At 68.4% G+C, this 25,936-nt stretch carries 28 protein-coding genes; 11 read left to right on the top strand and 17 right to left on the bottom strand.

The annotated features are described in order from the left end of the window. Window positions 1–35: 35 nt before the first annotated feature. Window positions 36–1,043: an aldo/keto reductase family protein gene (locus ACHAA3_RS10640; RefSeq protein ID WP_435708987.1), complete on the top strand. Its 1,008-nt coding sequence runs from the start codon at window positions 36–38 to the stop codon at window positions 1,041–1,043. Here ACHAA3_RS10640 and ACHAA3_RS10635 read toward each other — a convergent pair. Further along, window positions 1,017–1,688: an amino acid-binding protein gene (locus ACHAA3_RS10635; RefSeq protein WP_435708986.1), complete on the bottom strand. Its 672-nt coding sequence runs from the start codon at window positions 1,686–1,688 to the stop codon at window positions 1,017–1,019. The two genes, ACHAA3_RS10640 and ACHAA3_RS10635, sit on opposite strands and share 27 nt — an antisense overlap. A gap of 56 nt (window positions 1,689–1,744) precedes the next feature. Between ACHAA3_RS10635 and ACHAA3_RS10630 the strand changes: the two genes are divergently transcribed. Beyond that, on the top strand, window positions 1,745–2,122 hold the full coding sequence (locus ACHAA3_RS10630) for a DUF3817 domain-containing protein (protein WP_435708985.1): 378 nt from the start codon (window positions 1,745–1,747) through the stop codon (window positions 2,120–2,122). Here the strand turns inward: ACHAA3_RS10630 and ACHAA3_RS10625 are convergent. Then, entirely contained in the window at window positions 2,097–2,738 is a 642-nt protein-coding gene (locus tag ACHAA3_RS10625) for a Pr6Pr family membrane protein (RefSeq protein ID WP_435708984.1), read from the bottom strand. The two genes, ACHAA3_RS10630 and ACHAA3_RS10625, sit on opposite strands and share 26 nt — an antisense overlap. 78 nt (window positions 2,739–2,816) lie before the next feature. Here ACHAA3_RS10625 and ACHAA3_RS10620 point away from each other — a divergent pair, with 78 nt between their 5' ends. From ACHAA3_RS10620 to ACHAA3_RS10605, 4 genes are all read left to right on the top strand, one after another. Beyond that, on the top strand, window positions 2,817–3,767 hold the full coding sequence (locus tag ACHAA3_RS10620) for a Ku protein (protein ID WP_435708983.1): 951 nt from the start codon (window positions 2,817–2,819) through the stop codon (window positions 3,765–3,767). Between the two features lies 1 nt (window position 3,768). Further along, window positions 3,769–5,646: a non-homologous end-joining DNA ligase gene (gene ligD / locus ACHAA3_RS10615; RefSeq protein WP_435708982.1), complete on the top strand. Its 1,878-nt coding sequence runs from the start codon at window positions 3,769–3,771 to the stop codon at window positions 5,644–5,646. 19 nt (window positions 5,647–5,665) lie between these two features. Further along, window positions 5,666–6,388: a hypothetical protein gene (locus ACHAA3_RS10610; RefSeq protein ID WP_435708981.1), complete on the top strand. Its 723-nt coding sequence runs from the start codon at window positions 5,666–5,668 to the stop codon at window positions 6,386–6,388. 128 nt (window positions 6,389–6,516) lie between these two features. Continuing rightward, a complete protein-coding gene (locus tag ACHAA3_RS10605) occupies window positions 6,517–7,275 on the top strand; it encodes a sigma-70 family RNA polymerase sigma factor (RefSeq protein ID WP_435708980.1) in 759 nt (252 codons plus the stop codon). A gap of 51 nt (window positions 7,276–7,326) precedes the next feature. Here the strand turns inward: ACHAA3_RS10605 and ACHAA3_RS10600 are convergent, their stop codons facing one another. Continuing rightward, on the bottom strand, window positions 7,327–7,677 hold the full coding sequence (locus ACHAA3_RS10600) for a hypothetical protein (protein ID WP_435708979.1): 351 nt from the start codon (window positions 7,675–7,677) through the stop codon (window positions 7,327–7,329). Window positions 7,678–7,806: 129 nt separating this feature from the next. Between ACHAA3_RS10600 and ACHAA3_RS10595 the strand changes: the two genes are divergently transcribed. Next, entirely contained in the window at window positions 7,807–8,538 is a 732-nt protein-coding gene (locus ACHAA3_RS10595; protein ID WP_435708978.1) for a GAF and ANTAR domain-containing protein, read from the top strand. Here the strand turns inward: ACHAA3_RS10595 and ACHAA3_RS10590 are convergent. The 5 genes from ACHAA3_RS10590 to ACHAA3_RS10570 form a co-directional block, all read right to left on the bottom strand. Next, window positions 8,535–8,843, bottom strand: coding sequence for a WhiB family transcriptional regulator (locus tag ACHAA3_RS10590; protein WP_435708977.1), 309 nt, complete (start codon window positions 8,841–8,843; stop codon window positions 8,535–8,537). The two genes, ACHAA3_RS10595 and ACHAA3_RS10590, sit on opposite strands and share 4 nt — an antisense overlap. Before the next feature lie 91 nt (window positions 8,844–8,934). Then, window positions 8,935–9,693: a cyclase family protein gene (locus ACHAA3_RS10585; protein WP_435708976.1), complete on the bottom strand. Its 759-nt coding sequence runs from the start codon at window positions 9,691–9,693 to the stop codon at window positions 8,935–8,937. An 81-nt stretch (window positions 9,694–9,774) separates the two neighbouring features. Continuing rightward, entirely contained in the window at window positions 9,775–10,047 is a 273-nt protein-coding gene (locus ACHAA3_RS10580) for a DUF7218 family protein (RefSeq protein ID WP_435708975.1), read from the bottom strand. A 50-nt stretch (window positions 10,048–10,097) separates the two neighbouring features. Then, on the bottom strand, window positions 10,098–10,589 hold the full coding sequence (locus ACHAA3_RS10575; protein ID WP_435708974.1) for an FBP domain-containing protein: 492 nt from the start codon (window positions 10,587–10,589) through the stop codon (window positions 10,098–10,100). 189 nt (window positions 10,590–10,778) lie between these two features. Further along, window positions 10,779–11,267, bottom strand: a complete 489-nt coding sequence (locus ACHAA3_RS10570) for an N-acetyltransferase family protein (protein ID WP_435708973.1) — start codon at window positions 11,265–11,267, stop codon at window positions 10,779–10,781. 53 nt (window positions 11,268–11,320) lie between these two features. Between ACHAA3_RS10570 and zwf the strand changes: the two genes are divergently transcribed. The 3 genes from zwf to ACHAA3_RS10555 are packed head-to-tail and all read left to right on the top strand — an operon-like array spanning window position 11,321 to window position 15,364. Continuing rightward, on the top strand, window positions 11,321–12,730 hold the full coding sequence (gene zwf / locus ACHAA3_RS10565) for a glucose-6-phosphate dehydrogenase (RefSeq protein ID WP_435708972.1): 1,410 nt from the start codon (window positions 11,321–11,323) through the stop codon (window positions 12,728–12,730). Further along, entirely contained in the window at window positions 12,727–14,574 is a 1,848-nt protein-coding gene (locus tag ACHAA3_RS10560) for a glycoside hydrolase family 15 protein (RefSeq protein ID WP_435708971.1), read from the top strand. The genes zwf and ACHAA3_RS10560 overlap by 4 nt, the downstream gene beginning before the upstream one ends. A gap of 40 nt (window positions 14,575–14,614) precedes the next feature. Beyond that, window positions 14,615–15,364: an ABC transporter permease gene (locus ACHAA3_RS10555; RefSeq protein WP_435708970.1), complete on the top strand. Its 750-nt coding sequence runs from the start codon at window positions 14,615–14,617 to the stop codon at window positions 15,362–15,364. A 19-nt stretch (window positions 15,365–15,383) separates the two neighbouring features. Here ACHAA3_RS10555 and ACHAA3_RS10550 read toward each other — a convergent pair whose 3' ends face one another. Continuing rightward, window positions 15,384–15,764, bottom strand: coding sequence for a pyridoxamine 5'-phosphate oxidase family protein (locus tag ACHAA3_RS10550; protein WP_435708969.1), 381 nt, complete (start codon window positions 15,762–15,764; stop codon window positions 15,384–15,386). A 37-nt stretch (window positions 15,765–15,801) separates the two neighbouring features. On the opposite strand from ACHAA3_RS10550, the gene ACHAA3_RS10545 reads away from it, so the two are divergent. Next, the gene (locus ACHAA3_RS10545; protein ID WP_435708968.1) at window positions 15,802–17,151 is read left to right on the top strand and encodes an FAD-binding oxidoreductase; all 1,350 of its coding nucleotides are present in this window, start codon (window positions 15,802–15,804) and stop codon (window positions 17,149–17,151) included. Window position 17,152: 1 nt separating this feature from the next. Here ACHAA3_RS10545 and ACHAA3_RS10540 read toward each other — a convergent pair whose 3' ends face one another. The 8 genes from ACHAA3_RS10540 to ACHAA3_RS10505 all read right to left on the bottom strand — a co-directional run bounded on the left by ACHAA3_RS10540 (window position 17,153) and on the right by ACHAA3_RS10505 (window position 25,661). Next, complete coding sequence (locus tag ACHAA3_RS10540) at window positions 17,153–17,377, bottom strand: hypothetical protein (RefSeq protein WP_435708967.1); 225 nt, start codon at window positions 17,375–17,377, stop codon at window positions 17,153–17,155. Between the two features lie 220 nt (window positions 17,378–17,597). Then, on the bottom strand, window positions 17,598–18,374 hold the full coding sequence (locus ACHAA3_RS10535) for a hypothetical protein (protein ID WP_435708966.1): 777 nt from the start codon (window positions 18,372–18,374) through the stop codon (window positions 17,598–17,600). A 126-nt stretch (window positions 18,375–18,500) separates the two neighbouring features. Beyond that, window positions 18,501–19,214 carry a hypothetical protein gene (locus ACHAA3_RS10530; protein WP_435708965.1) on the bottom strand — a complete coding sequence of 238 codons (714 nt, stop codon included), beginning with the start codon at window positions 19,212–19,214 and terminating at the stop codon, window positions 18,501–18,503. 140 nt (window positions 19,215–19,354) lie between these two features. Beyond that, on the bottom strand, window positions 19,355–21,193 hold the full coding sequence (locus ACHAA3_RS10525; protein WP_435708964.1) for a phosphoenolpyruvate carboxykinase (GTP): 1,839 nt from the start codon (window positions 21,191–21,193) through the stop codon (window positions 19,355–19,357). A gap of 80 nt (window positions 21,194–21,273) precedes the next feature. Beyond that, complete coding sequence (locus ACHAA3_RS10520) at window positions 21,274–22,506, bottom strand: polysaccharide pyruvyl transferase family protein (RefSeq protein WP_435708963.1); 1,233 nt, start codon at window positions 22,504–22,506, stop codon at window positions 21,274–21,276. Next, complete coding sequence (locus tag ACHAA3_RS10515) at window positions 22,503–23,549, bottom strand: lysylphosphatidylglycerol synthase domain-containing protein (protein ID WP_435708962.1); 1,047 nt, start codon at window positions 23,547–23,549, stop codon at window positions 22,503–22,505. The genes ACHAA3_RS10520 and ACHAA3_RS10515 overlap by 4 nt, the downstream gene beginning before the upstream one ends. Then, window positions 23,549–24,622, bottom strand: coding sequence for a nitroreductase family protein (locus ACHAA3_RS10510; RefSeq protein ID WP_435708961.1), 1,074 nt, complete (start codon window positions 24,620–24,622; stop codon window positions 23,549–23,551). Before ACHAA3_RS10510 ends, ACHAA3_RS10515 begins: the two co-directional genes overlap by 1 nt. Before the next feature lie 31 nt (window positions 24,623–24,653). Beyond that, window positions 24,654–25,661, bottom strand: coding sequence for a glycosyltransferase family 2 protein (locus ACHAA3_RS10505; protein WP_435708960.1), 1,008 nt, complete (start codon window positions 25,659–25,661; stop codon window positions 24,654–24,656). Window positions 25,662–25,936: the final 275 nt, after the last annotated feature.

Raw genomic sequence — 25,936 nt, 5'->3', positions numbered from 1 at the left:
GGCCCCGCTCACGTCAAGTGGCTAGTGTCGAACGCATGGAGATCCGCAACCTTGGAGCGAGTGGCCTGAAGATCTCGGCCATCTCGTACGGCAACTGGCTCACGCACGGTTCACAGGTCGAGGAGGACGCCGCTCTCGCCTGCGTCCGCCAGGCCCTCGACGAGGGCATCACGACCTTCGACACCGCCGACGTCTACGCGAACACCGCAGCCGAGACGGTGCTGGGCAAGGCACTGGCCGGGGAGCGTCGCGAGGGTCTGGAGATCTTCACGAAGGTGTACTTCCCGACCGGGCCTGGCGCGCACAACGACCACGGCCTGTCGCGCAAGCACATCATGGAGTCGATCGAGGGGTCGCTGCGTCGCCTCGGCACCGATCACGTCGATCTGTACCAGGCCCACCGCTACGACCACGAGACGCCGCTGGAGGAGACGATGGAGGCCTTCGCCGACGTCGTGCACTCGGGCAAGGCGCTCTACATCGGCGTCTCGGAGTGGCGCGCCGACGAGCTGCGGGCCGCTCACGCCCTCGCCCGCGAGCTCAAGATCTCGTTGATCTCCAACCAGCCGCAGTACAACATGCTCTGGCGGGTCATCGAGGACGAGGTCGTGCCGACCTCGCGCGAGCTCGGCATCGGGCAGATCGTGTGGTCGCCGATCGCGCAGGGCGTGCTGACCGGCAAGTACAAGCCGGGCGCGGACCTGCCTGCCGGATCGCGCGCGACCGACGAGAAGGGCGGCGCCGACATGATCTCGCGATTCATGGACGACGACGTGCTCGAACGTGTCCAACGACTGACGCCGGTGGCGGAGCAAGCGGGTCTCAGCCTGGCTCAGCTCGCCATCGCGTGGGTGCTGGCCAACGACAACGTGTCCTCGGCGATCATCGGGGCCAGCCGTCCCGAGCAGGTCACCGAGAACGTCAAGGCCGCCGGCGTCACGCTCGACGCCGACGCGATGGCCGCGATCGACGAGGCGCTCGGCGACATCGCCGAACGCGATCCGGCCAAGACCACGTCACCGGCCACCCGCACCTTCGGCTGACCTAGGGGCCTGGACCGAGGCCGCGAGGGAGACCATGTGGCCCAGGCGGGCGACTTCGGAGGCGAGGAACTCAGGGCCACCGTGACGTCCGACGATCACCACGAAGGGACCTAACCCGCGGGTCGATCCCGGCGCGGCAGCGAGGACGGTGCTGTCCCATTCCGGCGCGGGTTGCAGCGTCTGTCGTCCCGGCAGGTCCAGCCACTGATCGGCTGCAGGCACCAGGTGCGGCGCGGTCGGGGAGGCTGCGTAGATCATCGCGCCGTTCTCGTCGCGCTGCAGGGCCATGGCCCAGTCGGTGCGGAAGGTCGCCGGCACGACCTCGACCAGCAGGTCGATCGCACGCGCCGGGTCCTCGGTGAATCGCTCGACAGCCTCCAGATCCATGCTGAGGTTGGCGCCGGCCGTGTAGCGCGAGACCCACTGCACCTCGACGCCCTCGAGACCGTGGCACGCCGTGACCAGCGCATCGGGCATGACCTGCGGCGGCAGCTCGAGCAGCACGTCGTCGATGACGCGACCGTCGGCGCGGCGTTCGACGATCTCGATGGCCTCGATGTCGGCGCCAGCACCACCCAGGGCCGTGGCGAGAGCGCCCAAGGAGCCCGGGACGTCCGTCAGCGCGACGCGCAGCAGAAAGGCCATGCGAGCATTCTCACCGGTCGATGTTTCGTTGCGATGTCGCAGGTACCGTGGACGCCGTGACCACGTCCTCGGCCGCCGCCCCGCCCACGTCCATGACCCGCACCATCTTTCGGGTCGTAGCGGTCGCCGAGGCGGTCTCGTGGGCCCTGCTGCTGGCGGCGATGTTCGCCAAGTACGTCACCGAGTCCGAGCCGTTCGGCATCCCCGAAGGCGGCGTGCCCGTCGCCGGTGCACTGCACGGCGGTGTCTTCGTCGCCTTCGTGATCGCCTCGATCGTGGCGTGGCGGCGCTTCGGGTGGAGCCTGCTGGTCCTGGTCGTCGCGCTCGTCTCGGCCGTCGTGCCCTTCGCGACCTACGTCTTCGAGGTCGGCGCCGACCGACGTGGCCTGCTGGGCCGACCGGCCGGTCTCACGCCGGCTCGACCTCGCGCCTGACTCCACCGACGCGCAGGTAGAACGCCGTCAGAGCGACGGCGATCGCGGTCACGACGACGCAGGCGATCGCGACAGAGCCTGCACCGTTGGCGTCGAAGTCGAGGAAGTCGTACGGCACCCGCGCCGTGGTGGTCTCGGTGATCGTGAACGTCGGCGAGAAGGTGACGGCGCGCAGCAGCGTGTAGACCAACCAGCCGACCGGCCACACGAGCGCCCACCAGGCGGAGCGCTGCAACGGGGTGCGCGGCTGGATCAGGACGAAGCCGATGACCGAGGCCGCCGGCACGATGTAGTGGAAGATCGTGTCGAGCACCCGGTCAGCACCCTCGAGCGGGACGGTCCCGGCCAGGACCGTGGCGTAGACGATGCCGGTGACCGTGATGCCGACCAGACCGGCGACCCGGACCGCGCCGAAGATGCGGTCCGAGCGATGCGGATCGAGTGCCACTCCGGCCGCCCCGACCATGATGAGCAGGTTCGACTGGATCGTGAAGTAGCTGAACAGGTTGACCAGGCTGCGGCCCGCGTCGGCGCTGATCACCGTCTGCCAGACGACAGCCGCGGCGATCAGCATCGCGAGCGACGCATGGAACACGCGAGTGATCGTGGAGTTCATCTGCTCATCGTGCCGTACTTCCACGGTCTGGTCACCCATGCTCTGGCGCCGAGCACAGCAGTAGGAAACACTGGGGCAATGCGATCGATCTGGAAGGGCGCCATCAGCTTCGGCCTCGTCAACGTGCCGGTGAAGGTCTACAGCGCCACCCAGAGCCACGACGTCTCCCTGCACCAGGTGCACGGCGAGGACGGCGGTCGCATCCGGTACCAGCGCAAGTGCGAGATCTGCGACGAGGTCGTGGCGTACGACGACATCCAGAAGGCCTACGACGACGGCGACCGCACCGTGGTCCTGACGCCCGACGACCTCGCGTCCCTGCCGGCCGAGCGCAGCCACGAGATCGAGGTCATCGAGTTCGTCCCGGCCGACCAGGTCGACGTGCTGCGCATGGACAAGAGCTACTTCCTCGAGCCGGACCCCAAGTCGCTCAAGCCCTACTCCCTGCTGCGCCAGGCGCTCGAGGACACCGACCGCACGGCCATCGTCCGATTCGCGCTGCGCCAGCGCACCCACCTCGCGGCCATGCGGGTGCGAGGCGACGTCCTGATGCTGCAGACGCTCCTGTGGGACGACGAGGTCCGCACCCCCGACTTCGGCGTGCTGGAGGAGAAGGTCTCGGTCACCAAGAAGGAGTCCGACATGGCCGCCCAGCTGGTCGAGTCGCTGTCGGGCGACTTCGACTCCGCGGAGTTCACCGACGACTACCAGGAGCAGCTGCGCCAGCTCGTCGACGCCAAGCTCGAGCAGGGCGACGCGCTCGACACCGAGGCGACGTTCGGCGGCGGTGAGGGCAGCGGCGACGAGGCCGAGGTCATCGACCTCATGGAGGCGCTGCGCCGCAGCATCGACAAGCGCAAGGCCGGGTCGAGCGCCGACGATGACGCGAAGACCACCACGCCGAAGAAGACGTCAGCCACGAAAGCGCCTGCCGCGAAGAAGACGGCGACCAAGAAGGCAGCGACCAAGAAGGCTGGGGGCGCCAAGAAGGCGGCCGCGAAGAAGGCGCCTGCCAAGAAGACCGGCTGACGTGGCAGGACCCACCGCGTCGCAGACCGTGACGCTCGGCGGCCACCGTCTGCGTCTGACACATCCCGACAAGGTGCTGTACCCCGAGACCGGGACGACCAAGGCCGAGATCATCGCGTACCTCGTGACGATCGCTCCTGTGCTGCTGCCCCATCTCGCGGGCCGCATCGTGACCCGCAAACGCTGGGTGCACGGAGTGGGCACGCCGGCGCGCCCGGGCGAGGTCTTCTTCGAGAAGAACCTGCCGCCATCGGCACCCCGGTGGATTCGTCGCCACCGCATCGCGCACGACCGGCACGAGGCCGAGTACCCGCTCGTGGAGCACGCGGCGGACCTTGCCTGGCTGGGCCAGGTCGGCGCGCTCGAGCTGCACACCCCGCAGTGGAGAGTCACCGACGGCCCAGCCGACCAGCCGCGCCCTGACCGTCTGGTGCTCGATCTCGACCCGGGTCCCGGCGTCGGCCTGGCCGAGTGTGCCTCCGTCGCTCACGAGGCGAGGGCGATGCTCGGCGAGGTCGGACTCGAGGCCCTCCCGGTCACCAGCGGGTCGAAGGGGCTGCACCTGTACGCCGCACTCGACGGCACCCACGACACCGAGTACGTCAACGCGTTCGCCAGGACCCTGGCCGAGGCACTGCAGTCACAGCTGCCCGACCTGGTGGTCAGCTCGATGTCGAAGAGCGTCCGGCGGGGCAAGGTGCTGGTCGACTGGAGCCAGAACAACGGCAACAAGACCACGATCTCGCCGTACTCGTTGCGTGGCACCGTCCTGCCGCACGTCGCCGCACCGCGGATGTGGGACGAGATCGACGACGATCTGGCTCAGCTGATGTTCACCGAGGTCCTCGAACGGGTCGAGACCTCGGGTGACCCCCTCGCGGACCTCGGCCACCGGCCGCACCCCGAGCAGGTGACCGTGTCCGGGACCGAGGTGCAGCTGGCCTCGGTGGGTCGCGAGTCCACGGTGCGCTCCGCCGACGACTGGGCCTATGAGATGAAGTGGGACGGGATCCGCGCCGTCGCACACGTTCACGACGACGGCGCACGGCTCACCAGTCGCAACGGCCACGACCTCACCGTGTCGTATCCGGAGATCTGCGAAGCCCTCGCTGCCGATCCCACCCTGACCGGCACGGCACTGGACGGCGAGATCGTCGCCTTCGGCTCCGACGGCGCGCCGGACTTCGGACTGCTGCAGCACCGCATGGGAGTCACGAGCGCGCGCGATGTCGCGGCGGCGGCACGGCAGGCGCCGGCGCACCTGTTGGTGTTCGACCTGCTCGCCCAGCGCGACCAGGACCTGCGCGAGCAGCCGTACACAGCGCGACGAGAGGCCCTCGCTGCACTCGACATCGGCGACGACCCCGAGGCGATCGTGAGGGTTCCGCCGGCCTTCGACGGGGCCTTGGACGAGGCCGTGGCACACAGCCTCGAACAGGGTCTGGAAGGGGTCATCGCCAAGCGATGCAGCGCCGTGTACCGCAGCGGTCGCGGATCGTCGTGGGTCAAGATCAAGCACCAACGCACCCAGGACGTGGTGGTCTGCGGATGGTCCCCGGGGCGGGGAGCGCGGGCCGAGAGCATCGGCTCGCTGGTGGTCGCGGTGCATCGCGAGGATCGCCTGTCCTACGCGGGCCGGGTCGGTACCGGCTTCACCGACGCGGCCCTCCAACGCCTCACCACCGCGCTGAATCCGCTGGAGATCGCCGAGAGTCCCCTCGTTGACGTGCCGGCCGATGTCGCACGAACGGCACGGTGGGTCGAGCCGGTCATCGTGGGCGAAGTCACCTTCGCGGAGTGGACCGCCAGCGGTCAGCTGCGGCATGCGAGCTGGCGCGGTGTGCGCCACGACGTACCCGCTTCGGGTGTTCGACCCTGAATCCGCGTAGGGTTCGATCATGAAGCCGTTCAAGAGAGCGAAGAAGTCCGATCAGCTCGCCGACCGCCTGAAGTCCGCCCGCGATGACGCAGCCAGCCGCGCCCGAGACTTCGGCGAGGCCGCAGTCGACAAGGCACCCGGCGTGCGCGCCCAGCTCGCCGAGCAGGCCCGCGACCTCAGCCACACGGTCGCCGAGAAGGCCCCCGTCGTCGGCGCGCAGCTGGCCGAGCAGGCCCGCGACCTCAGCCACACGGTCGCCGAGAGGGCCCCCGTCGTCAGCGCGCAGCTGGCCGAGCAGGCCCGTGAGCTGAGCAAGGAGGCCCGCGGTCGACTCTCCGAGGTCGAGCAGCCCGAGGTCCTGATGACCAAGAAGCAGAAGAAGGCGATCAAGAAGCAGCAGCGTGGCAAGCGGGTGCGTCGCGTGTTCTCGCTGGCCGCCGTCGCTGCCGTCGGTGGCGCGATCTTCGCCACGCTGCGCCAGCGTCAGGCCTCCGTCGACGGCGGACCGTCCTCGCCGCCCCCGCCGCCCGCTCCGGCTCCGCCCCGGGTGAACACCCCGACCTCGACGCCGGCCGCCGCCAAGTCAGCCGCCCCGGCGCCCCAGGCCACACCCGCGGCGCCCGCTGCCCAGGCCGCTGAGGCTGCCAAGGCAGCACCGGAGAAGAAGGCTGCGTCGCACGACGACAAGCCCGAAGATCCCCGGGACGGCGGCGCCACGAAGCCGCCCACCCCGAAGTCCTGAACCACCGCAACAGCCCGGTCCGACATTGGTCGGGCCGGGCTGTTGCGCATTGAGTGGGAAAGTGTCACGCTTGATGTAACGCGGTTATGCAGTAGCCGTTCGCAGTTCTAGCCCTGGGAGGGCTCGACGTGAACGCAGCATCTGACAGCACCACCAACCGTCTTCTCGCCGATCGCATCGACGCCGAACCGGCTCGTCTGCACGAGATCGAGGCCGAGATCGTTCGACTTCATCTGCCGCTCGCGACCGCGCTGGCGCACCGCTACCTCGACCGTGGGGCCGACCGTGACGACCTGGTGCAGGTCGCCAGCTTGGCTCTTGTCAAGGCCATGCGTGGGTTCGATCCCGACAAGGGCGCTTTCGCCGCCTTCGCCACGGCCACGATCCTCGGCGAGATCAAGCGGTACTTCCGCGACGTGTGCTGGACCGTCAAGCTGCCCCGGCGCCTGCAGGAGCTGCAGGTCGACATCACGCGCGCCAGCGCTGAGCACTGGCAGCAGCACTCGACCGCCCCCACGTCCGACCACCTGGCGGCCACCCTGGGCGTCGACGCCGCGGAGGTCTGCGAGGCGCGTGCTGCATCCGGCTGCTTCACGGCCTCGTCACTGGATCTGCCCGTGACCCAGGGCTCGACGATGTCGCTCGGGGACCTCGTGGTCGATGAGTCCGACGACCAGTACGGACACGTGGACGATCTCGCCACGGTGGGATCGGCCATGAGCAGTCTGGACGCCAGCCAGCGAGAGCTGCTCGACCTGCGGTTCTACCAGCACCTCACCCAGCAGCAGATCGCCGACCGGACGGGCGTCAGCCAGATGCAGGTGTCCCGCCGCCTCAAGCGGCTCCTCGCCGACCTCCGCACGGCCATGGGGCCGATCGCTGCCTGACCGGACGCCTGCCCGGGCGGTCCACCGACACGCAGGTCGGGTCCGAGACGGTCAGGTCGATGACGTTCCCACCAGCTCGTCGACGGCGCGCTCGACCACGTCGTCGTCCGCGCTGCGCAGGACGACCACGTCATGGCGCTCGATGCAGCGATCGCACAGGTCCTCGGCGTCGACGTCCGACTCGTCGGTGAGCAGAGCCACCACCCGGGTCCCGTGCGGATCGGCCTCGCACAGACCGCGCGCTGCGGACATGCCTGCGGGCGAGTCGAGCACCATCAGCGCGCGCGACACCGTCTTGACCCAGCCGGTCTCGATCGAGACGGTGTGCGTGGACGCTCCTCGAGCGCGAATCTCGTCGGCGATCCGAGCGATCAGCGGGGTGTGCCGGGCATAGATCGTCACGGTCGGACTCTGGGCGGAACCATCGAACATCATCGGCCTCCTGTTGCGTCGATGTACCCCCCGAGGCTACGACCGAAACCTGAGCCACGCCCGCGAGACAAGGACCGCGTGAGGTGATTGGATACCCGCATGGACCTCCCGCGCTCGACTCGACGCCACACCGTGGGCGAGGTCGACGCTGACACGTTCTTCTCACACATGGCACTCGACCTGTATGACGAGCCCGACGCCGACGCCACGGTGCAACGCATCGCGGAGTACGCCCGCATCGCGGTGGACTGCGCCGATGTCGGCATCATGCTGGTGCACGCTCGCCGACACATCGAGACCGCGGCAGCCACCTCCTCGCGCGTGGCCGAGTCGCACGACCTACAGATCGTGCACGACGAAGGGCCCTGCCTCGACGCGCTCGACGGGGATCACATCTACTCCGTGCCCGACACGTCCAAGGACCCACGGTGGAGCACCTGGGGTCCGGCGGTTCACCGACTCGGAATGCGCAGCGCGGTCAGTGTCCGTCTGGAGACGCGGGGACGACGGTACGGGTCGATCAACCTGTACGGCGCCGAACCCCACGCCTTCACCGAGGACGACGTCGCCGTGGCCACCATCTTCAGCCGTCACGCCTCCGTGGCCATCGCCGCCGCCCACAACGAGGACGGCCTCCAGGTGGCGATCGACGCACGCAAGCTCATCGGCCAGGCCCAGGGGGTCCTGATGGAGCGCTTCGACATCGACGCCGACCGGGCCTTCACCTTCATGCGGCGCCAGTCGCAGGACCACAACACGAAGCTGCGTGACATTGCCGCGTGGATCGTGGCGAACCGCTCCACTCGAAGCGCCACCTACGATCCCAGCTAGGCCGCCGTCTCCGTCCCGTCTGACGTGGCCACCTTGTCTGCTGCCAGGTCCGAACGCTCACGGGGATTCAGTCCGCCCCACACGCCGTGCTCCTCGCGGGCCGACATCGCATGCTGGAGGCACTCCGCGACGACGGGACAGCGGGCGCAGAACGCCTTGGCTGCGCTCTCTCGCTGTTCGCGGGCGAAGCCACGCTCGTGCTCGGGGGAGAAGAACCGGTTGACGTCGACCTCGGCGCAGGCGCCATCGAACTGCCACTCGTAGGACTCCCAGATGGGAGGGGGAAGCCGCTTGATGTTGACCACGGGGCGACATCCTTTCTCGGGGGTGTGTCGCAGATGCGACACGGTCACGCGTGATGTACCCGAGACGGATGGCCCCAAACCCTCCTGCGGCTCAGTGGATGGCGAAGACGCGCGCGGGGAAGCCGGACCCACCCTTGGGCTTGCCCCACGAGGCCACGATCAGGGCGCCCACCTCGGGAACCTGGTCCAGGTTGGCCATCAGCTCGATCTGCCACTTGTCGTGCTGCAGCAGGAACAGCTCGAGCCCGTAGTCGCCGGCCGAGGTCGACGAACCCGGATCGGTGTCGGTCGTCTCGTGGCCGATGGCGGTCACGCCGACGCGCTCGACGAGGTCGACCACGACCTCACGGGACCATCCGGGGATGTGGCTGACGCCGCCATCGTCGTGATTGGCCATGGCCTCGTTGTCCGGCCAGCGCTGGTGCCAGTCGGTACGCAGCGCCACGAACGAACCGGCGGGCATGACCCCGTTCCGATCCTCCCACGCGGCGACGTCGGCGAGGGTCGGGACGGCGTCAGGATCGTCGCGCACCCGGTCGGAGATGTCGAGCACCACGAGCGGCAAGATCATCTGCTGCACGGGGATCTCGTCGATCGGGCGCGCCCCGTCGACGAAGTGCGAGGGCGGGTCGCAGTGCGTGCCCCACTGGCCCACCAGCTCGTAGCGATGCACGGCGAACCCGTCAGGATCGACGTCGAACCTCTGGTGGCGCACCTCGTCGGGAAATGCCGAGAAGTGCGGCATGCCCGGAAAGAAGGCGTGCGTCAGGTCGGTGAACGTGCGGGACTGCAGCTGCTCGTGCAGCTGCCACAGCGGTCGGTCGCCCGGTTCGGTGTTCTGTGCGGTCATGGCCACCAGCCTCGCACGATCAATCAGCTGGCGACAGTCTCAGCGAGGTGCCCCATCCACCCCGTGCGAGGCTGCCGTGGCCTAGTGCTGGCGAAGCTGCTCGATGAGGTCGTCCTTGGACAGGTCCGAGTAGCCGGTCAGGCCGAGCTCCTTGGCCCGCGCCCGCAGATCGCTGACGGTCCAGTCCTCATACGACCCAGCACGTCCACCCTTGGCTCCCACGGACTCCTCGGAGCGCCCCCGCTGAGCGGCAGCGTTGGAGATGCGAGCGGCCTTCTCCTTAGAGGCGCCGTCGTCGCGCAGCGCCTCGTACATCTCAGGGTTCTTGATGCTCGGATCGTCGTCCTTCGGCACTGGGTCCCTCCTCGATCGTCTGCCCAGGCGGTACCCGGCCCCACTCGGGTTCAATCACCGTCGCGCACGCGGGTCGCGAAGCGGGCCGTCCGCTCGCGCAGCGCCTCGACTCGACCGGCGACGAACGCCTCGGGCTGGCGACCGGCCTCCTCCGGGGTGGGTCGACGCCGAGCGTGGCGGGAGCACGAGAGGTCGGCGTGCACCATCGCTCCGATCGAGTTGCCCTGCTTGCCCGAGGCACCCGCCCGTCGAGCCACGTAGAGGACGACGCCCTCGGTGGCCTGTGGGTCCTGACACCAGTCGCACATGGCCCGCCGCGTTGCACCGCGGCTCTCCGTCCGCAGGAGCAGGCCGATCGGACCCGCCTCGGTCGGCACCACCACGTAGCCGCGCTGCCGCGCCTTGGGGTCGGTCCAGCCGAGGAGGTCGAGGTCGTCCCACATCCGATCGGTCAGGTCGTGGGGGACTGGCGCCTGGGTGGTCTCACGGCGCGAGGTGTTGACGAACGAGGCGCGGATGTCGCGCTCGGTGAGTGGCTGCATGGCGTACTTCTCTCAACGGATGCCGGTCAGGTGGACCGGCGGTGCATGGGCAGGCGGATGCGCACCGGCCACGTTGCTGCGTCAGCCGGCGACTGCTTCGGGTGTGGAGCACACCATGGCGGCCACCCCACGGTCCGTGCGTCGCACAGCGCACTCCTTCGTCGAGAACTTCCTGAGTCGGCGCCGACTCTAGTCACTCGTGCCGAGCGACACCAGGGCCTCTCCGGACATGCGGTAGGTGGTCCACTCATCCTGCGGTGCGGCACCGAGCGAGTCGTAGAAGGCGATGCTGGGCGCATTCCACGCAAGGACCCACCACTCCAGGCGCGGCAGTCCCCGCTCTACACACTCACGCGCCAGGGCGGCAAGCAGATCGCGACCGAGGCCCGTCCCCCGATGGGAGGGGTCGACGAACAGGTCCTCCAACCAGATCCCGTTGCTGCCGGTCCAGGTCGAGAAGGTCAGGAACCACACCGCGATGCCCACGACCTGCCCGTCCACCTCGGCCACGTGCGCGAACGTGGCCGGATGCCCGTCGCCGGGGAACAGGGCGCGGGCGAAGTCCTCCTCGGTGGCTTCGACCTGGTCGGCAGCCCTCTCGTAGGTGGCCAGCGCATGGACGAGCTCGAGGATGCGGGGAACGTCAGTGGCCGTCGCGGCCCGGACAGCAGTGGTCATGTCCATATCGTGCCCCCCTGCCATGTCAGCGCTGCGACCGTAGGCTGGTCGCGATGTCGACCTCACGCGATCAGACCCTGCCGCCCCACGTGTTCGTGCTCTTCGGAGCCACCGGCGATCTCGCTGCGCGCAAGCTGTTCCCCGGCCTGTACCACCTGGCCGAGGCCCAGCGACTGCCCAGCGAGTACCGCATCATCGGATCAGGCCGCCACTCCCCCGGGACCGACGACGAGTTCGCCCAGCAGATCCGCGACGGGCTGGCCGACACCGTCGATGATCTCGATACCGATCTCGCCGACGAGCTGACCTCGCGCATCAGCTTCCAGACCTCCGACGCCGAGGACGGCGCCGATCTCGCAACCGCCGTGCAGGCTGCCTCAGACGAGCTGGGCGATGAGGTGCAGCGTGTCGTCTACCTCTCGGTGCCCCCGTCGGCGATGGAGCCGATGGTGCGCATGCTGGGAGCAGAAGGCATTGCCGAGGGTGCCCGGCTGGTCGTCGAGAAGCCCTTCGGCAGCGACCTGGAGTCCTCCCGAAGCCTCAACGAGACGTTGCAGGACGTCGCCGATGAGGATCACGTCTTTCGTATCGACCACTTCCTGGGCAAGGAGGCGGTGCAGAACATCCTGGCCCTGCGATTCGCCAACGGCCTGCTCGAGCCGGCCTGGAACGCCGGCCACATCGAGTCGGTGCAGATCGACGTGCCCGAGGAGCTCAGCATCGAGGGGCGCGCGGGCTTCTATGAGTCCACCGGCGCGCTGCGCGACATGATCTCCACCCACCTGTGCCAGGTGCTGGGCTTCGTGGCCATGGAACCGCCGATCCACCTCGATGCGCTCAGCCTGCGCAACGAGAAGGCCAAGGTCTTCCAGGCCATGCGTGAGCTGCGGCCCGAGGACGTCGTGCGGGGCCAGTACGCCGGCTACACCGACGAGGACGACGTCGACCCGGACTCCCAGACCGAGACCTTCATCGCGGTGCGGGCCTGGGTCGACAACGAGCGCTGGCACGGTGTGCCCTTCCACCTGCGCACCGGCAAGTCGATGGCCGAGACGCGTCGCACCATCACGTTGCGGTTCAAGCGCCCGCCCACCGCGCGGTTCGGCGACGAGGTCGAGCCGCCCAACGAGCTGGTGCTCGACCTGTCGGACACCCCTCGGGTGCGCATCGACGTGCAGGCCAAGCGTCCCGGTCCCCGTCTGAGCCTCGAGCCGGCCACCCTCGAGCTGTCGTTGCAGCACCATGGCCACGACGACGAGGAGCCGCTGGAGGCGTACGAGAAGCTGCTGCTCGACGTGATGCACGGCGACCAGACCCTGTTCACCCGCGCCGACGAGGTCGACCGTCTCTGGCAGATCGTGACCCCGGTGCTCGAGGATCCTCCCGCGGTCCAGCCGTACGAGGCGGGATCGTGGGGTCCGGACGAGGCCGTGAAGATGACGCACTGGCGGTTGCCCGAGTGAGCGATCAGACCTCCGCCCTGCCGATCTCCGACCACGGTCTGATCGGTGATCTGCGGACCGCCGCCCTGGTGGGCATGGATGGCACCATCGACTGGTTCTGCCCGGGGCGGTTCGACGCGGCCAGCGTGTTCGCCTCGGTGCTCGACACCGAGGTGGGGGGCAGCTGGCGCCTCGAGCCGGTGGGCGGCTCCGTGCGGACCCAGCAGTTCTACGTGCCGAACACCGCGATCCTCGCGACCCGGTTCCTCACCGAGGACGGGGTCATCGAGGTGTACGACTTCATGCCGGTGATCCAGCGCGCCGACCCCGACCACCGCCAGCGCATCGTGCGGCGCGTGACGGCAGTACGTGGCAGCACGCGGGTACGTTCGGTCGTCTCGGCCCGACCCGACTACGCGCGCACCACGCCCCAGGTCGTGACCGATGAGCACGGTGTCGTCCTGACGGGCGCGGGACTGCGGCTCGGACTCGTCTCGACCACCGAGCTGTCGGTCGACGGCGACGACGTGACCGCCGAGATCGAGCTGGCGACCGGCCAGAGCGCGGTGTTCGTGCTCGAGGTCCTCGCCGACGGCGCTGCGCCGCAGGCCTGCACCACGGCCGACGTCGACGCACTGATCGATGCGACCAGCACGTTCTGGCATGACTGGGTCGAGCGCTCCACCTACACCGGCCGCTGGCGCGAGACGGTGAACCGGTCGGCGATCACGCTCAAGCTGTTGACCCACGAACCCACCGGCGCGATCATCGCGGCACCCACCACGAGCCTGCCCGAGGCCATCGGCGGAGGCCGCAACTGGGACTACCGGTACGTATGGGTGCGCGATGCCGGATTCAGTCTCTATGCCCTGTTGCGTCTCGGCTTCACCGACGAGGCCCAGGCCTTCGTGCGCTGGCTGTCCGAGCGCATGGGCGAGGGCCCTGACGAGCAGCACCTGGATGCGAACGGCGACGACCTCGGTCCGCTGCGCGTGCTGTACGACATCGACGGCAGCTCACCGGTCGACGAGCACGAGCTCGGCCACTTGTCGGGCTATCGCGACTCGGCTCCCGTGCGGGTCGGCAACGGCGCCGTCGACCAGCTGCAGCTGGACATCTACGGCGAGATCATCGACTCGGTCTACCTGTTCAACAAGTACGGGCCCGGGCTCTCGCACGACGCGTGGCGCGACATGCAGCGCATCATCGACTGGCTGACCGAGAACTGGGAGCGCGAGGACGCCGGCATGTGGGAGGTGCGCGGCGGCTACCGCCCCCACACGACCTCGCGCCTGATGGCCTGGGTCGCGTTCGAGCGGATGATCCGCATGGCCCGGCAACGCGGGCTGCCCGGCGACATCACCGCCTGGTCCGACACCCGCGACCAGATCTACGCCCGCATCATGGACGAGTCGTGGAACACCGACCTGCAGGCGTTCACCCAGGTCGAGGGCGGCACGGCGCTCGACGCCGGCGTGCTCCTGATGCCCATGGTCAAGTTCTTGTCGCCGGCCGATCCACGCTTCCTGTCCACGCTCGACGCCGTCGAGACCGAGCTCGTCGCCGACAGCCTGGTGTTCCGGTACGACGTCTCGGACTCGCCCGACGGCGTCGACGACGACTCGGGCGCCGAGGAGGGCACCTTCAGCCTGTGCTCGTTCTGGTACGTCGAGGCCCTCACCCGCGTCGGACGCCTCGGCGAGGCATCGGTGGCTCTCGAGAAGATGTTCACCTACGCCAACCACCTCGGCCTCTACGCCGAGCAGATCGGCGACACCGGTGACCAGCTCGGCAACTTCCCGCAGGCGTTCACGCACCTGTCGCTGATCAGCGCCGCGATCAACCTCGACCGCGCCCTGGGCTGAGCGGCGGTTCGACCTGGCGATACGCCTTAGGCTCCCATCCATGACCTCAGTCGACTCGCTCGGCCCCACGGCACTGGGGGTCGGTCTGCTGGTGGCCCTGACGATCGCGGTGCTGTGGTCGACCCACACGCCGCGACCCTTCGCGCCGTCGTGGGCCATCCTTCGTGGCGCAGTCCAGCTGGCGCTCATCAGCCTGGTGCTGAGCCAGGTCATCGGCAACGGCTTCTACGTGTCGCTGGCGTTGCTGGTGATGTTCTCGGTCGCCGCGGTCACCGCAACCCGCCGCATCGGTTGGAGCGTCCACCACGTGGCCGTGCTGGCCGGATCGATGGCCGCCGGTGTCGGCGCGACCCTCGCGATCGTGTTCTGGACCGGCGCACTCGAGCCGTCGGCGCGCTACGGGCTGGCGATCGGCGGCATCGTGATCGGCAACGCCATGTCGATCGCCACCCTCACGGGCCGACGACTGAACGAGTCGATCGACGAGCGCTGGGACGAGGTCGAGGGGTGGCTCGCACTCGGCGCGACGCGTCGCCAGTCGACGATCACGCTGGCCCGGTCGGCCGTCTACTCCGCCCTGATCCCGTCGACCGACCAGACCAGGACCACGGGGCTGGTCACGCTGCCCGGCGCCTTTGTCGGCGCCATCTTCGGTGGTGTCTCACCGTTGGAGGCAGGCCGGTTCCAGCTCGTGGTGCTGGCCTCGGTGATGGCGGCCGGATCGATCACCGCCACCCTGATGGCGCGCGTCCTGGCGCCGGTGTCGGTGCGTCCTGTTCCACTCGACTGAGCACGCGGGGCGTCTGTTCTCAGACGTCCTCGACGACGGCGTGGCGGCCGACGTCAGCGGTCTCGCCGGTGAGCTTGGCCTTGACGAAGCTGATGGCGGTCGCAACGCGACTGTCGGGACTGGACCAGTACTCGGCTCCCTCGACGTCGACCCGCACCAGGATCGCGTTGGGGTCCTCGGGGCCACCGGGCAGCCACGCCTCGGCCCGCGGGCTCCACAGATCGCGCAGCGTGTCCAGGTCGTCGACGACTGCGGCCCGACCAGACAACGAGACCCACGAGCCGTCGCCGGTCATCGTGACGGAGGCGTGCGGGTTCGCCTCGATCTGCTCGACCTTGCGCGAGTCGCGGGCGGCGATGAACCACACCACGACGTCATCGTCGACCTGCTGACTGGTCATCGGGCCGCTCCACACGATCGCGACGTAGATTCGACGCATGTTCGAGGACCTACCGGCCATCATCGTGCAGACCGACCCCGACATCGTGGCCGGGTTCGCCCACGACGAGTCGCGACTCACCGATCGCGCGCTGCCGTCGGCCGTGCTGTCCCCACGCAGCACCGCCGAGGTCAGCGCGTGCGTGCGGGCCGTGGCAGCGAGCGGCCGGTCGCTGGTCGTGCGCGGCGCAGGCACAGGCCTGAGCGGTGCGGCGAACGCGCCGGAGGGCTCGGTGGTGCTCAGCACCCGCCACCTCACCGCGATGGACCTCGACCCGGTCGAGCGGATCGCCGTGGTCCAGCCGGGAGTCGTGACCGCCGATCTGCGCCAGGCTGCCCGCGCCCTCGATCTGTTCTACCCGCCTGATCCGGGCAGCGTCGACTCGTGCACCATCGGCGGCAACGTGTCCACCAACGCGGGCGGCATGTGCTGCGTGAAGTACGGCGTGACCGGTGACTACGTGCTGGGACTCCAAGCCGTGCTCGCCGACGGCCGGGTCATGCGCACCGGCCGCCGCACGGTGAAGGGGGTGGCGGGGTACGACCTGACCCACCTCCTGGTCGGCTCGGAGGGCACCTTGGCCGTCATCACCGAGATCACGCTTGCTCTCGCCCCGGCTCCCGCCTCACCGTCGACCCTGGTGGCGACCTTCGCGGACCTGAAGGACGCCGGAGCGGCGGTCGCGGAGCTGGTGGCGTCGGGGCTGGGCCTGTCGATGCTGGAGATCATGGACCGCACGACGCTGGAGGCCGTCGATCGGCACACCGGGATGGGTCTGAGCGCTGAGGCCATGCTGCTGATCCAGAGCGACGCGGCCGCCCGAGGTGACGTGCTGCGCGCGGCCGAGACCATCTGCACGGCATCGGGTGCGGTCGACCTCGCGAGCACCAATGACCCCGTCGAGGGAGGGCAGCTGATCGAGGCCCGGCGCCAGGCGCTTCCCGCCCTGGAGCGGATGGGCGACTGGTTGCTCGACGATGTGTGCGTGCCCCGGTCGAGGATCGTCGACCTGATCTCCGGCGTGCAGACCATCGCGGCGGACGCGGGCCTGACGATCGGCGTGTTCGGGCACGCCGGAGACGGCAACATGCACCCCACCGTCATCTTGGACGGCTCGGACGAGCAGCAGGTGACCGAGGCTCGACGAGCCTTCGATCGCATCACCGACCTGGCGCTCGAGCTCGGTGGCACGATCACCGGCGAACACGGTGTCGGGCGCCTCAAGACCACGTGGCTGGCCCGTGAGCTCGACGCAGTCGCCCTGTCGGCGCATCAGGCGATCAAGCAAGCTTTCGACCCGACCGGGATGCTCAACCCCGGCAGCGTGCTGGCCCAGCAGCTCGACTAGCTCAGGACTGGCCGAGCACCGCTGCGGCCGAGACGTCGCCGTCAGCCGCCTCGATCGCCTGGACGAGCTGCGCGACGTCGGCGTCCGCGATCGTCACCCCGGTCTCGTCGAAGCCGGCGCGCAGCTCGTTGTCGACAGTGCCCTCAGGGGCGCCGCTCTGGTAGGCGCCGACCCGGTCGACGACGGCCTGGATCGCTTCGAGCTGGTTCGTGTCGTAGTCACTCATGACACGGGCGTACCCGGCGCGGTGGATCCTCAACCCAAAGATCGATCGATGAGTTGAGTTCTCAACGCCCCGGCACAAAAGGTTGCAGATCCACCGCCCCCGACGGAGAGCTACCGGTTGGGGGTGGGCGGGGGTGTCATGCTCGGGTCCTCGCTGGGGCGGGTGGCCGGACCCTGGTCGGGGTGCTCCGGCGAGGGGTGTGGGTCGGCAGACGTCTGGGTCATGAGCGGGTTCTCCTCGGCTTGAGGGCGACGATCACGGAGGCGGCCGCCCCCAGTGACACCATGCCACCGACCACGCCGGCGATGCGAGGGCCGTTGAAGTCCGGCCACCACACGGCCAGGGAGACCAGCAGCAGCAACGAGGCGATCGCGGCGGCGAGAGCCCACCTGATCGTCGGCCCGGTCACCACCATGCGGATCGCGGCGAGCGCCACGACGATCGCCGCGGCTGCCTGGCGCAGACCCGGGTCGTGGTTCTCTGGCTCGAGAGCGAAGGTGGGCAGGGTGAGCACCAGCCAGGCGGCACAGACGGCCAGGACGAGGGCGGCGGCTCGACCCCGTTCGAATCGTGACAACGGGGGCGACAGCCGGGGCTCACCCTCGACGGACGCGACCGCTGCCTCGGCGCGGGCCGCATCGGAGACGGCCCTCTCATCGTGCAGGCGGTCACCCGGCAGGGTCCCGACGTGCGCATCCTCAGGGAGCTCTTCCTCGGCCGTCGAGGCCATGCCTCCACCGTGCGCATCGGCCAGCACGCCGTTCCACCACGCGAACATTCCGCCCGCGATGACGATCACGGCGCCCACGAAGGCGATCCACTGCGCCGGTGTCACGAGGGCCACGCCGATCACGATCATGCCGACCAAGGCTGCGCCGACGCCCATCCAGACACGCGGCGGGCGCACGACGCGGCGGGCCAACGTCGATTCGTCACGCTCGATCTCTACTGGTGTCAGCTCGTCGTCACCATCTGACGTGGGCTCAGGTTCGGCCATGTTCTGCTCCTAGATCGCCGTGCACGGGTCTCGTGCCCGTACCCGATCCCGTACGTCTCACACGGCACGAGGGCCGCGCACCCGACCAGTGTGGTCGGTGCGCGGCCCTCGCCGGGGTGGGACGGATCAGTTGCCGTCGTCGCCCGAGGTGGTGTTCACCGTGATCGTCGCGACGCCGACCAACAGGTCGCTGGTCACGGCGTCGGTGGCGAAGGTGCTGTTCAGCAGGTCAGCTGCGACCGGGCTGATCGAGACCTCGGTACCCTCGAGGATCGCGGTGTCACCCTCGGTCTGCAACGGCATCAACGTGCTGCCGTTCAGCGTGAAGACGTACGCGCTGGAGGCGGCAACCTCGCCGTTGACCGAAACGTCGGCGTAGACGCGTGAAGCGCCCGGGTCGACGTTGAGGTCGGTGATCTCGACCGTGGTGTCGCCGGCGGTCAGCGAGAAGCCTGAGCCCTCGTGCTGGACCTGGCCGATCACGTACGGCGAAACCTCGCCGGGCGTGAAGACGGAGACGTTGCCGCCGGTGATCGGGAAGACGAGCGAGCCATCGGTGAGGGCGCCGTCTCCGACGACACCGGGGGTGAGGCCGAGCGACTCGAGCGCATCGGTGAAGCCGGTGTCGAGCGCGACAGCGGTGTCAACACCGGTCAGCGCGGTGATCTCGGCGACCGGGGCAGGAGGAGCCTCGGACTCGCTGCTGCTGCTGTCCGCGGAGGCAGACGAATCAGTCGACTCAGCGGAGTCGGAGCTGGACGAGCACGCGGCCAACGGGAAGGCGGTCATGGCGGCGACGGCGATGCCGGCGAAGTACTTCTTGCGAGCGATAGCGCTCATGGTGTGTCACATCCTTTGATTGTGGTGACATGTGGTATTCGCCAGGCCCGGACCCATGGATTGGTCCGGGCACCGGCGACCACGTCGCACGACCGACAGATGTGCTCTCACGAGAGCCCGTAACGGCGGAAAGAAAAACCTCAGTCCGTCGTCTGGTCAGCCTCGTCCAGGGCGGCAGCGACCCGACGGTGCGCTTCCCAGATCTCCTCAGGCACGCGGTCGAAGTCCGACAGGTGCGCCTCGCGGTGGCCCATCTCCTGCTTCCAGCGCTCGATGTCGATCGTCAGCACCGTGTCGAGATCAGCGAGCGCCTGCTCGTCGAGGCCCTCGAGCAGCAGCTCGTCGCGGGCCGGGATGACGCCGACCGGGGTCTGCACGCCGGAGACCTCGCCGTTCTTGTACTGCATGAGCCACACCAGGGGACGCAGGTTCTCGCGGTAGCCGGGCCACAGGTAGCGGCCGTCGTCACCGCGCTGAAACCAGTTGACGTGCGCGAAGATCGGCTTGGTCGTGGTGCGGCTGAAGACCTCGAGCCAGTGCGCGGCGTAGTCGCCCTCGCCGTAGGACAGGAACGGACGCATCGACATGGGGTCGTAGCGCAGCACGCCCTCGAGACCGTCGGCCGCGGCCGTCGCCTCGGCGCCGAGCGTCAGACCGTCGTAGACACCCTCGGCGACGTCGTGGATCGCGCGGATCAGCGGCTCGCGGTCACGGGTGCGACCACCGAAGATGACGCCGTGGATCTCGACGCCGGCGGGATCCTCGAAGTCGGCCGCCACGTTGGGCACGTTGGCCAGCGTCGTGGTGAACCGGCTGTTGGGATGCGCCCATGGGGCGTCGGCCTGCTCGGGGGACCGGTCGGCGATGACATCGCCCTTCCAGTCCTCCCAGCCGGCAAGATCCGTCGGCTTGTCACCCTTGCCCTCCCACCACAGCTCTTCGGTGCGAGGGTTGTAGGCGACGTTGGTGAAGATCGAACCCAGGCCCGGCTCGATCGAGTCCATCGCGGTCGGGTTGGTCTTCGCGTTGGTGTCCTTCGCGACGCCGAAGACCCCGTTCTCAGGATTCATGCCGTAGAGCTTGCCGTCGTCGCCAACCCACAGCCACGCGATGTCGTCGCCGTAGAACTCCACGTGATACCGGTCGCCGAGAGCATCGGGAGCCAGCGTCATGGCCAGGTTCGTCTTGCCCGACGCGCTCGGGAAGCCGCCACAGATGTGGTACTTCCTTCCGGTCTGCTTGTCCACGATGCCCAGCAGCATGAACTGCTCGACGAGGAAGCCGTTCTTCCAGCCGTCGTACGAACCCTGGCGCAGACCATGCGCGATCTTGCCCAGCAGAGCGTTTCCGCCGTAGGACGATCCGTAGTGCAGAATCGTGCGCTCGTCGGCGACGGTGACGAAGTAGCGCTGGTCCTCGGGGGTGCCTTGACCCAAATTCTCCAGGTCACCGGTCACGTGCACGGCCCTGACGAACGAGTCGCCCAGGTCATTGATGAACTCGACCCCGACCCGCGCCATGCGGATCATCTGCAGCACCACGTTGCGGTTGTCGGTCAGCTCGACGCCGGCGGCGAACCGCTCCAGCACAGCACCCTTCGGAGCCATCAGGTACGGAATGACGTACATGGTCTTGCCGGCCGAGGCTCCCGTCATCAGACCGACGAGCTTGTCGGTCATCTCCGCCGATGAGCGCCAGTTGTTGTACAGGCCCTGGTCGGACTCGGTGGCCGTTGCCACGATGGTGCGCTCCTCGGCGCGCGCGGTGTCCTTGAAGTAGCTGCGCGAGTAGTAGCGCCCCTCACCAGCAGGCATCAGCTCGCCGGCCTCCAGCGACTCGGCGATCAACCGGTCGTCATCAGCGGCACCGACGACCTCGACGCGATCCGCGCCGGTGATCCCGGCCCAGTGCTCGACGTACTCTCGAACGCTCTGGTTGGTCAGTCCTGCAGCATCGAGCGCTGCCTGCACGTTGGCCATCTGTGGAGTTCCTCTCGAGGGGCACCGGTGCCCGGAACGCTATCGCCCCACAAGCCCCCCGGCCGCACAGGGTGGGGCAGTCAGCGGCTGCGTACGATGTCGGCGATCAGGTCTGCCTGGGCGCGCGACGTCGCCTTGACATCGGGCAGGTGCTGGTCGAGCTTGGCCTTGACCTCGACCTGCGCAGCCGCCAGCTCCTCGAAGCGCTTGGACAGGTAGGCCGGGGTCAGCTGATCGGACCCGAAGGCCCACTCCTCGGCGTCGAACATCTCGAGGACCTCGCGGTACTTGTGGCTCCACCCGATGACCACGGTGGGCACGGCCATGGCCAGCGACGAGACCATCGCGTGGAAACGGCTGGCCACGAACAGGTCGCACTGACCGATCAACCAGCGCAGCTGCTGCGACGACAGCTCGGAGTCCACGAACAGCACGCCCTCGGTCGAAGCCAGACGACCGTGGATGTCGCGGCACAGCGGGAGGTCGTTGTTGTGGGTCTTGTCGGTACCGGTGCGCACACTGTGCGGGATGAGGGCCACCTTGCGACCGGCCGCCTGCTGGGTCGCGATGAACTCCGCGATCGTCGCCGCATAGTCGCCGCCGACCGCGTCGACCTTCTTCTGCATCACGACGCTCGGACACACCCCCACGACGTGCGCCTCGTCGTCGAAGAACGACAGATCCACGACCTGCGCCACGGCGTCGCGCTCCGAACCGTCGAGCTCGAGACTGAACGCGTAGTCGGCCCCGGCCACGAGATTGGTCAGGCCGAGACCCTGTGCATACTCGTGGGTGATGCGACCACGCGTGACGATCGTGTGAGATCGCGGCAGGAAGACCTTGGAGGCGAACCGGTTGATGCGCCCGGTGAACGGACCGATCGCCTGGGCGCACTTGAACACCGGCGTGCGCACGAACAGGGCCGGCAGGATCGAGGCGACGTTGTACAGCAGGAACTTCTCCCGCCCGTCGGTGAAGGTGATGCCACCCTGGTCGAGCAGGACCTTCGACGTGGCCAACGCCCCGATGGCGCGTGACTTGCGGCGCAGGAGTGGGCGCAGTGGAGGGAGCAGGAAGTACAGCAGCGCCAAGGAGTTGATCGTGACGCCCAGCTGCTTGGGGGTGGCGGGGACGATCTCCAGGTTGGGGTAGTGGTTCTGCGCGGCGTCCTCGACCGGGTACATGCTCAGCAGGGTGACGTCGACGTCACCGATGCGTTCGTCGAGCGTCTGCATCGCGGACTCCAGCATGGCGGCGGCGCCCTTGTTGCCCGACAGGGCCGAACCGATGATCGTGACGTGTGGCCTGGTCATGGGCGCAGCTCCTTGGCGATCGTGCGACGGGTCAGGACATAGGTGAGTGCGACGAACACGTCGCCGACGGTAGCGCAGAGACGGGCGAGGACCGACAGGACGATTGCTGGCGCCACGCCCACGAACGGTGCGGTCACCGCGACGATCACGGCCTCGCGGACTCCGAGCCCGCTGGGGACGAGGATCGCCAGGATGCCGACCGCCCCCGCCAGGACGTAGGCGGCGCCGAAGACGGCCCACTCGTCGGGGGCCACGTCGGTGACCGATATCGCCAGGACCACGAAGCCCACGGCGTTCAGCAGGCGTGGTCCCAAGAATCCCAGCAGGAGGATCGCGGTGGCGCGCGTCGGCAGGAAGTACTCGCGCGGCACGGGCCGCTTGAGGGCCCGGCGGGCCACGACGTCGACCACCCGATGGAACGCAGGACGCCACAGCGCGATGACCATCGGAACGAGCGCGATCACCGGCAGTAGCAGCACGGCGGGCTCGTCGCCGAACAGCTCGGGGCCGAGCACGGCGGCCACGACCGCAGCCCCGGGGGCGATCGAGGCGACCTGCAAGAAGACGTTCTCGTAGATGATGGTGATCACCACGACACCACGGTTGATGCCCTTGCGTCCCGCCCACAGCACCTTGTTCACCGTCGAGCCGACCTGGCCGGGAATGTACTTGAGCAACCACGACGCGCACTGCACCGAGACCGCCTCGGTGCGCGACACGTCGGCGCTCGGCTGCAGGGACAGCAGCATCGAACGCCACAGCAGGCCGGTCAGCGGGACCGCGACCGCGAACAGGACCGTGGCCACCAACCAGCGCCAGTCCGGCGTCAGGTCCTGCTCGCGGACGTCGGACCAGTTGGTGATCAGTGACCGTGTGAACAGGGCCGCCACGGCGCCCACGATCAGGACGGTCAGGGTGGTGCGCAACGCCTTGCGCCGCCACCACACGGGGCGACCTGGCTGATCCTGGTCGGGGCCCAGGCGATCGGGACCCGACTGGGTCGCGGCAGCGTCCGTGGACTTGCCAGGCTCGCTGCCCGCCATCAGTTGTAGCGCCGAAAGGTGTCGAGTTCCTTCTTCTGCGAGTACGGCACCATGCCTTCGGGATGGGCGTAGCCCACGGCGATCAGCATGACGACCCGATCGGTGAGGTCGAGGTCGAGCGTCTTTTGCATCTTGCGCTCGAGCGGCTCGAAGTCGGGCCAGTTGATGACGCTGGAGCTCAGACCCAGCGTCTCCAGACCCAGCATGAACGACATCGCTGCGAGGGAGCCGTCAACGTAGATCGCGTGCCGGTCACGGGGGCTGAAGTAGGACTCGAGCCGGCCCACGACCACGACGACGGCCGGGATGTTGTGCGAGTAGCCGGCGGTGCCGAAGGGGATCGAGGACACCTCGGCGACCATCTCCGGATCGTCGAACACCCGGAACTCGTAGGGGAGGCGGTTGCACGCGGTGGGCGCCTGACGGGCGATCAGCATGGCCTGGTCGATCAGGTCGCGGGGGACCGGCTTCTGCTCGAACCAGCGGACGCTGCGTCGCTGCATGACCAGGTCGTCGAGCTGGTCGTAGGAGATGCCCGACAGCGACTTCTTGACGTAGGGCACCTTGCCGGTGAACTCGGCGTCGTGACCGGCCGCCTCGAAGCGCTGGCGGGCCGCATCGATCATCGCGTCGCCGGTGGACACGGCGCGGAAGTACTCGGTGAGCACGTCGTGCGCCCACCCCATCTCGCTGAGCTCCATCGACTCGGGATCGCGGGCCAGCTGCTGCACGGCCTGCTCGTAGAACTCGATCGTCTCGGTGACGTAGTCGCGGGCGAAGACGTCGCGGCGGGGCATCATGATGAGGCCCTTCTCGAGGCGGTGCACGTTGCGTCGCAGCTCGACGTGCGTGCGGCGGTCGACCGATTTGTTGCGGTAGTAGTTGCGGCGTCCGCGCAGCACGGCGGTCTGCTCACGGTTGAACGTGATGAAGCTGCCCGTGTAATACAGGTGGGACAGCACGCGGCTGGAGCCGAAGCTCTCGAGGAAAATGCGGTTGACGAGCTCGTAGACCCGCCGGATCCAGGTGATCGCGAGCAGGTTCTTGGCGACGTTCTTGAGCTTGTTCAGCACGGGCGACGGCTTTCGGGTCGGATGGCGGGTGTCAATCGTGCTTCAGGCCGGTCGGGGCCACGTGGATCTGGTCGGGACGTCGCGGGTCGAGCAGGCGCTCGTCGGCGTACTGGATCAGCTTGACCCGTTCCATCGTGTCCTCGAGCAGGATGCGGTTGGTGCGCAGCATGTCCGAGATCACCAGGAGCGCCAAGGACAGGAGCGCGGCCACCAGCATGCCGACGCCGAACACCAGCGACTGGATGTTGCCCGTGCCGTTGCCGCTCGCGAACAGGACCAGGAACCGCACGAACGGGATCGCAGCCGCGATCGCGAACAACAGCGCCAGCGTCGTGAACACCGCGTACGGCTTGAACATGAGGTAGCTGCGGACGATCGCCTGACCCGACTGGCCCATGTGCTGGAAGATGTTGGAGAACAGGCGCGACTCGCGCGTCTTGGGGTTCGTCGTGATCGGCACGCTCGCGATGCGCAGGCGCTTGTTGCCGGCCTGGATGATCGTCTCCATGCAGTAGCTGAACTGCGTCACGACGTTGAGCCGGATCAGGGACTCGCGCGAGTAGGCGCGGAAGCCACTGGCGGCGTCGGGCAGATCGGTGCCGGCTGCATAGTTGACCACGTTGCTACCAACGGCCTGCATGAACTTCTTGAACGGCGAGAAGTGCTCGATGGTCTTGGTCTGCCGGTCACCGATCGCGATGTCGGCCTGGCCGTGAATGATCGGCTGCACCAGCTCGGCGATGCTTTGCTGCGGGTACTGGTTGTCGCCGTCTGTGTTGACCACGATGTCGGCGCCGTGCTGCAGCGCGTAGTCCACGCCGTCACGAAACGACCGGGCCAGACCCATGTTGCGGGTGTGGAACACGAAGTGCTGCACGCCGTTCTCGCGGGCCACCTCGACGGTGCGGTCGGTGGACCCGTCGTCGACGATCAGCACGTAGATCTCGTCGATGCCGTCGATCTGCTTCGGGATCGACTGCAGGACGAGTGGCAGTGTCTGCTCCTCGTTGAGGCAAGGAACCTGGACGAACAGGCGCATGGTGACTTCTTCACATCCCGGAATCGACGTCCGCCGCGGATTCTCCCCCGCAACACCGGATCGACTGTACCGAGTCGAAGCCGCCTCGTGCCAGAACGGGGGCCGCGGGCCCGGTTCGCGTGTTGCAGTCGGTGACGCGGGTAGATTGGATCGGTACCCTCCCCACGCCGAAGGGCCCGCGATGACCAGCACCATGGTTCGGTCTGAACCGACCCCGCCGGCAGACCAGACCCCAGCCGTCGAGTCGGAGCGGCCGCCCAGTCGATGGTGGGGAT

The sequence above is a fragment of the Aeromicrobium sp. CF3.5 genome (assembly GCF_051262695.1).
In the GTDB taxonomy this organism is placed as follows: domain Bacteria; phylum Actinomycetota; class Actinomycetes; order Propionibacteriales; family Nocardioidaceae; genus Aeromicrobium.
This window is presented reverse-complemented; position numbering and strand designations above follow the sequence as displayed.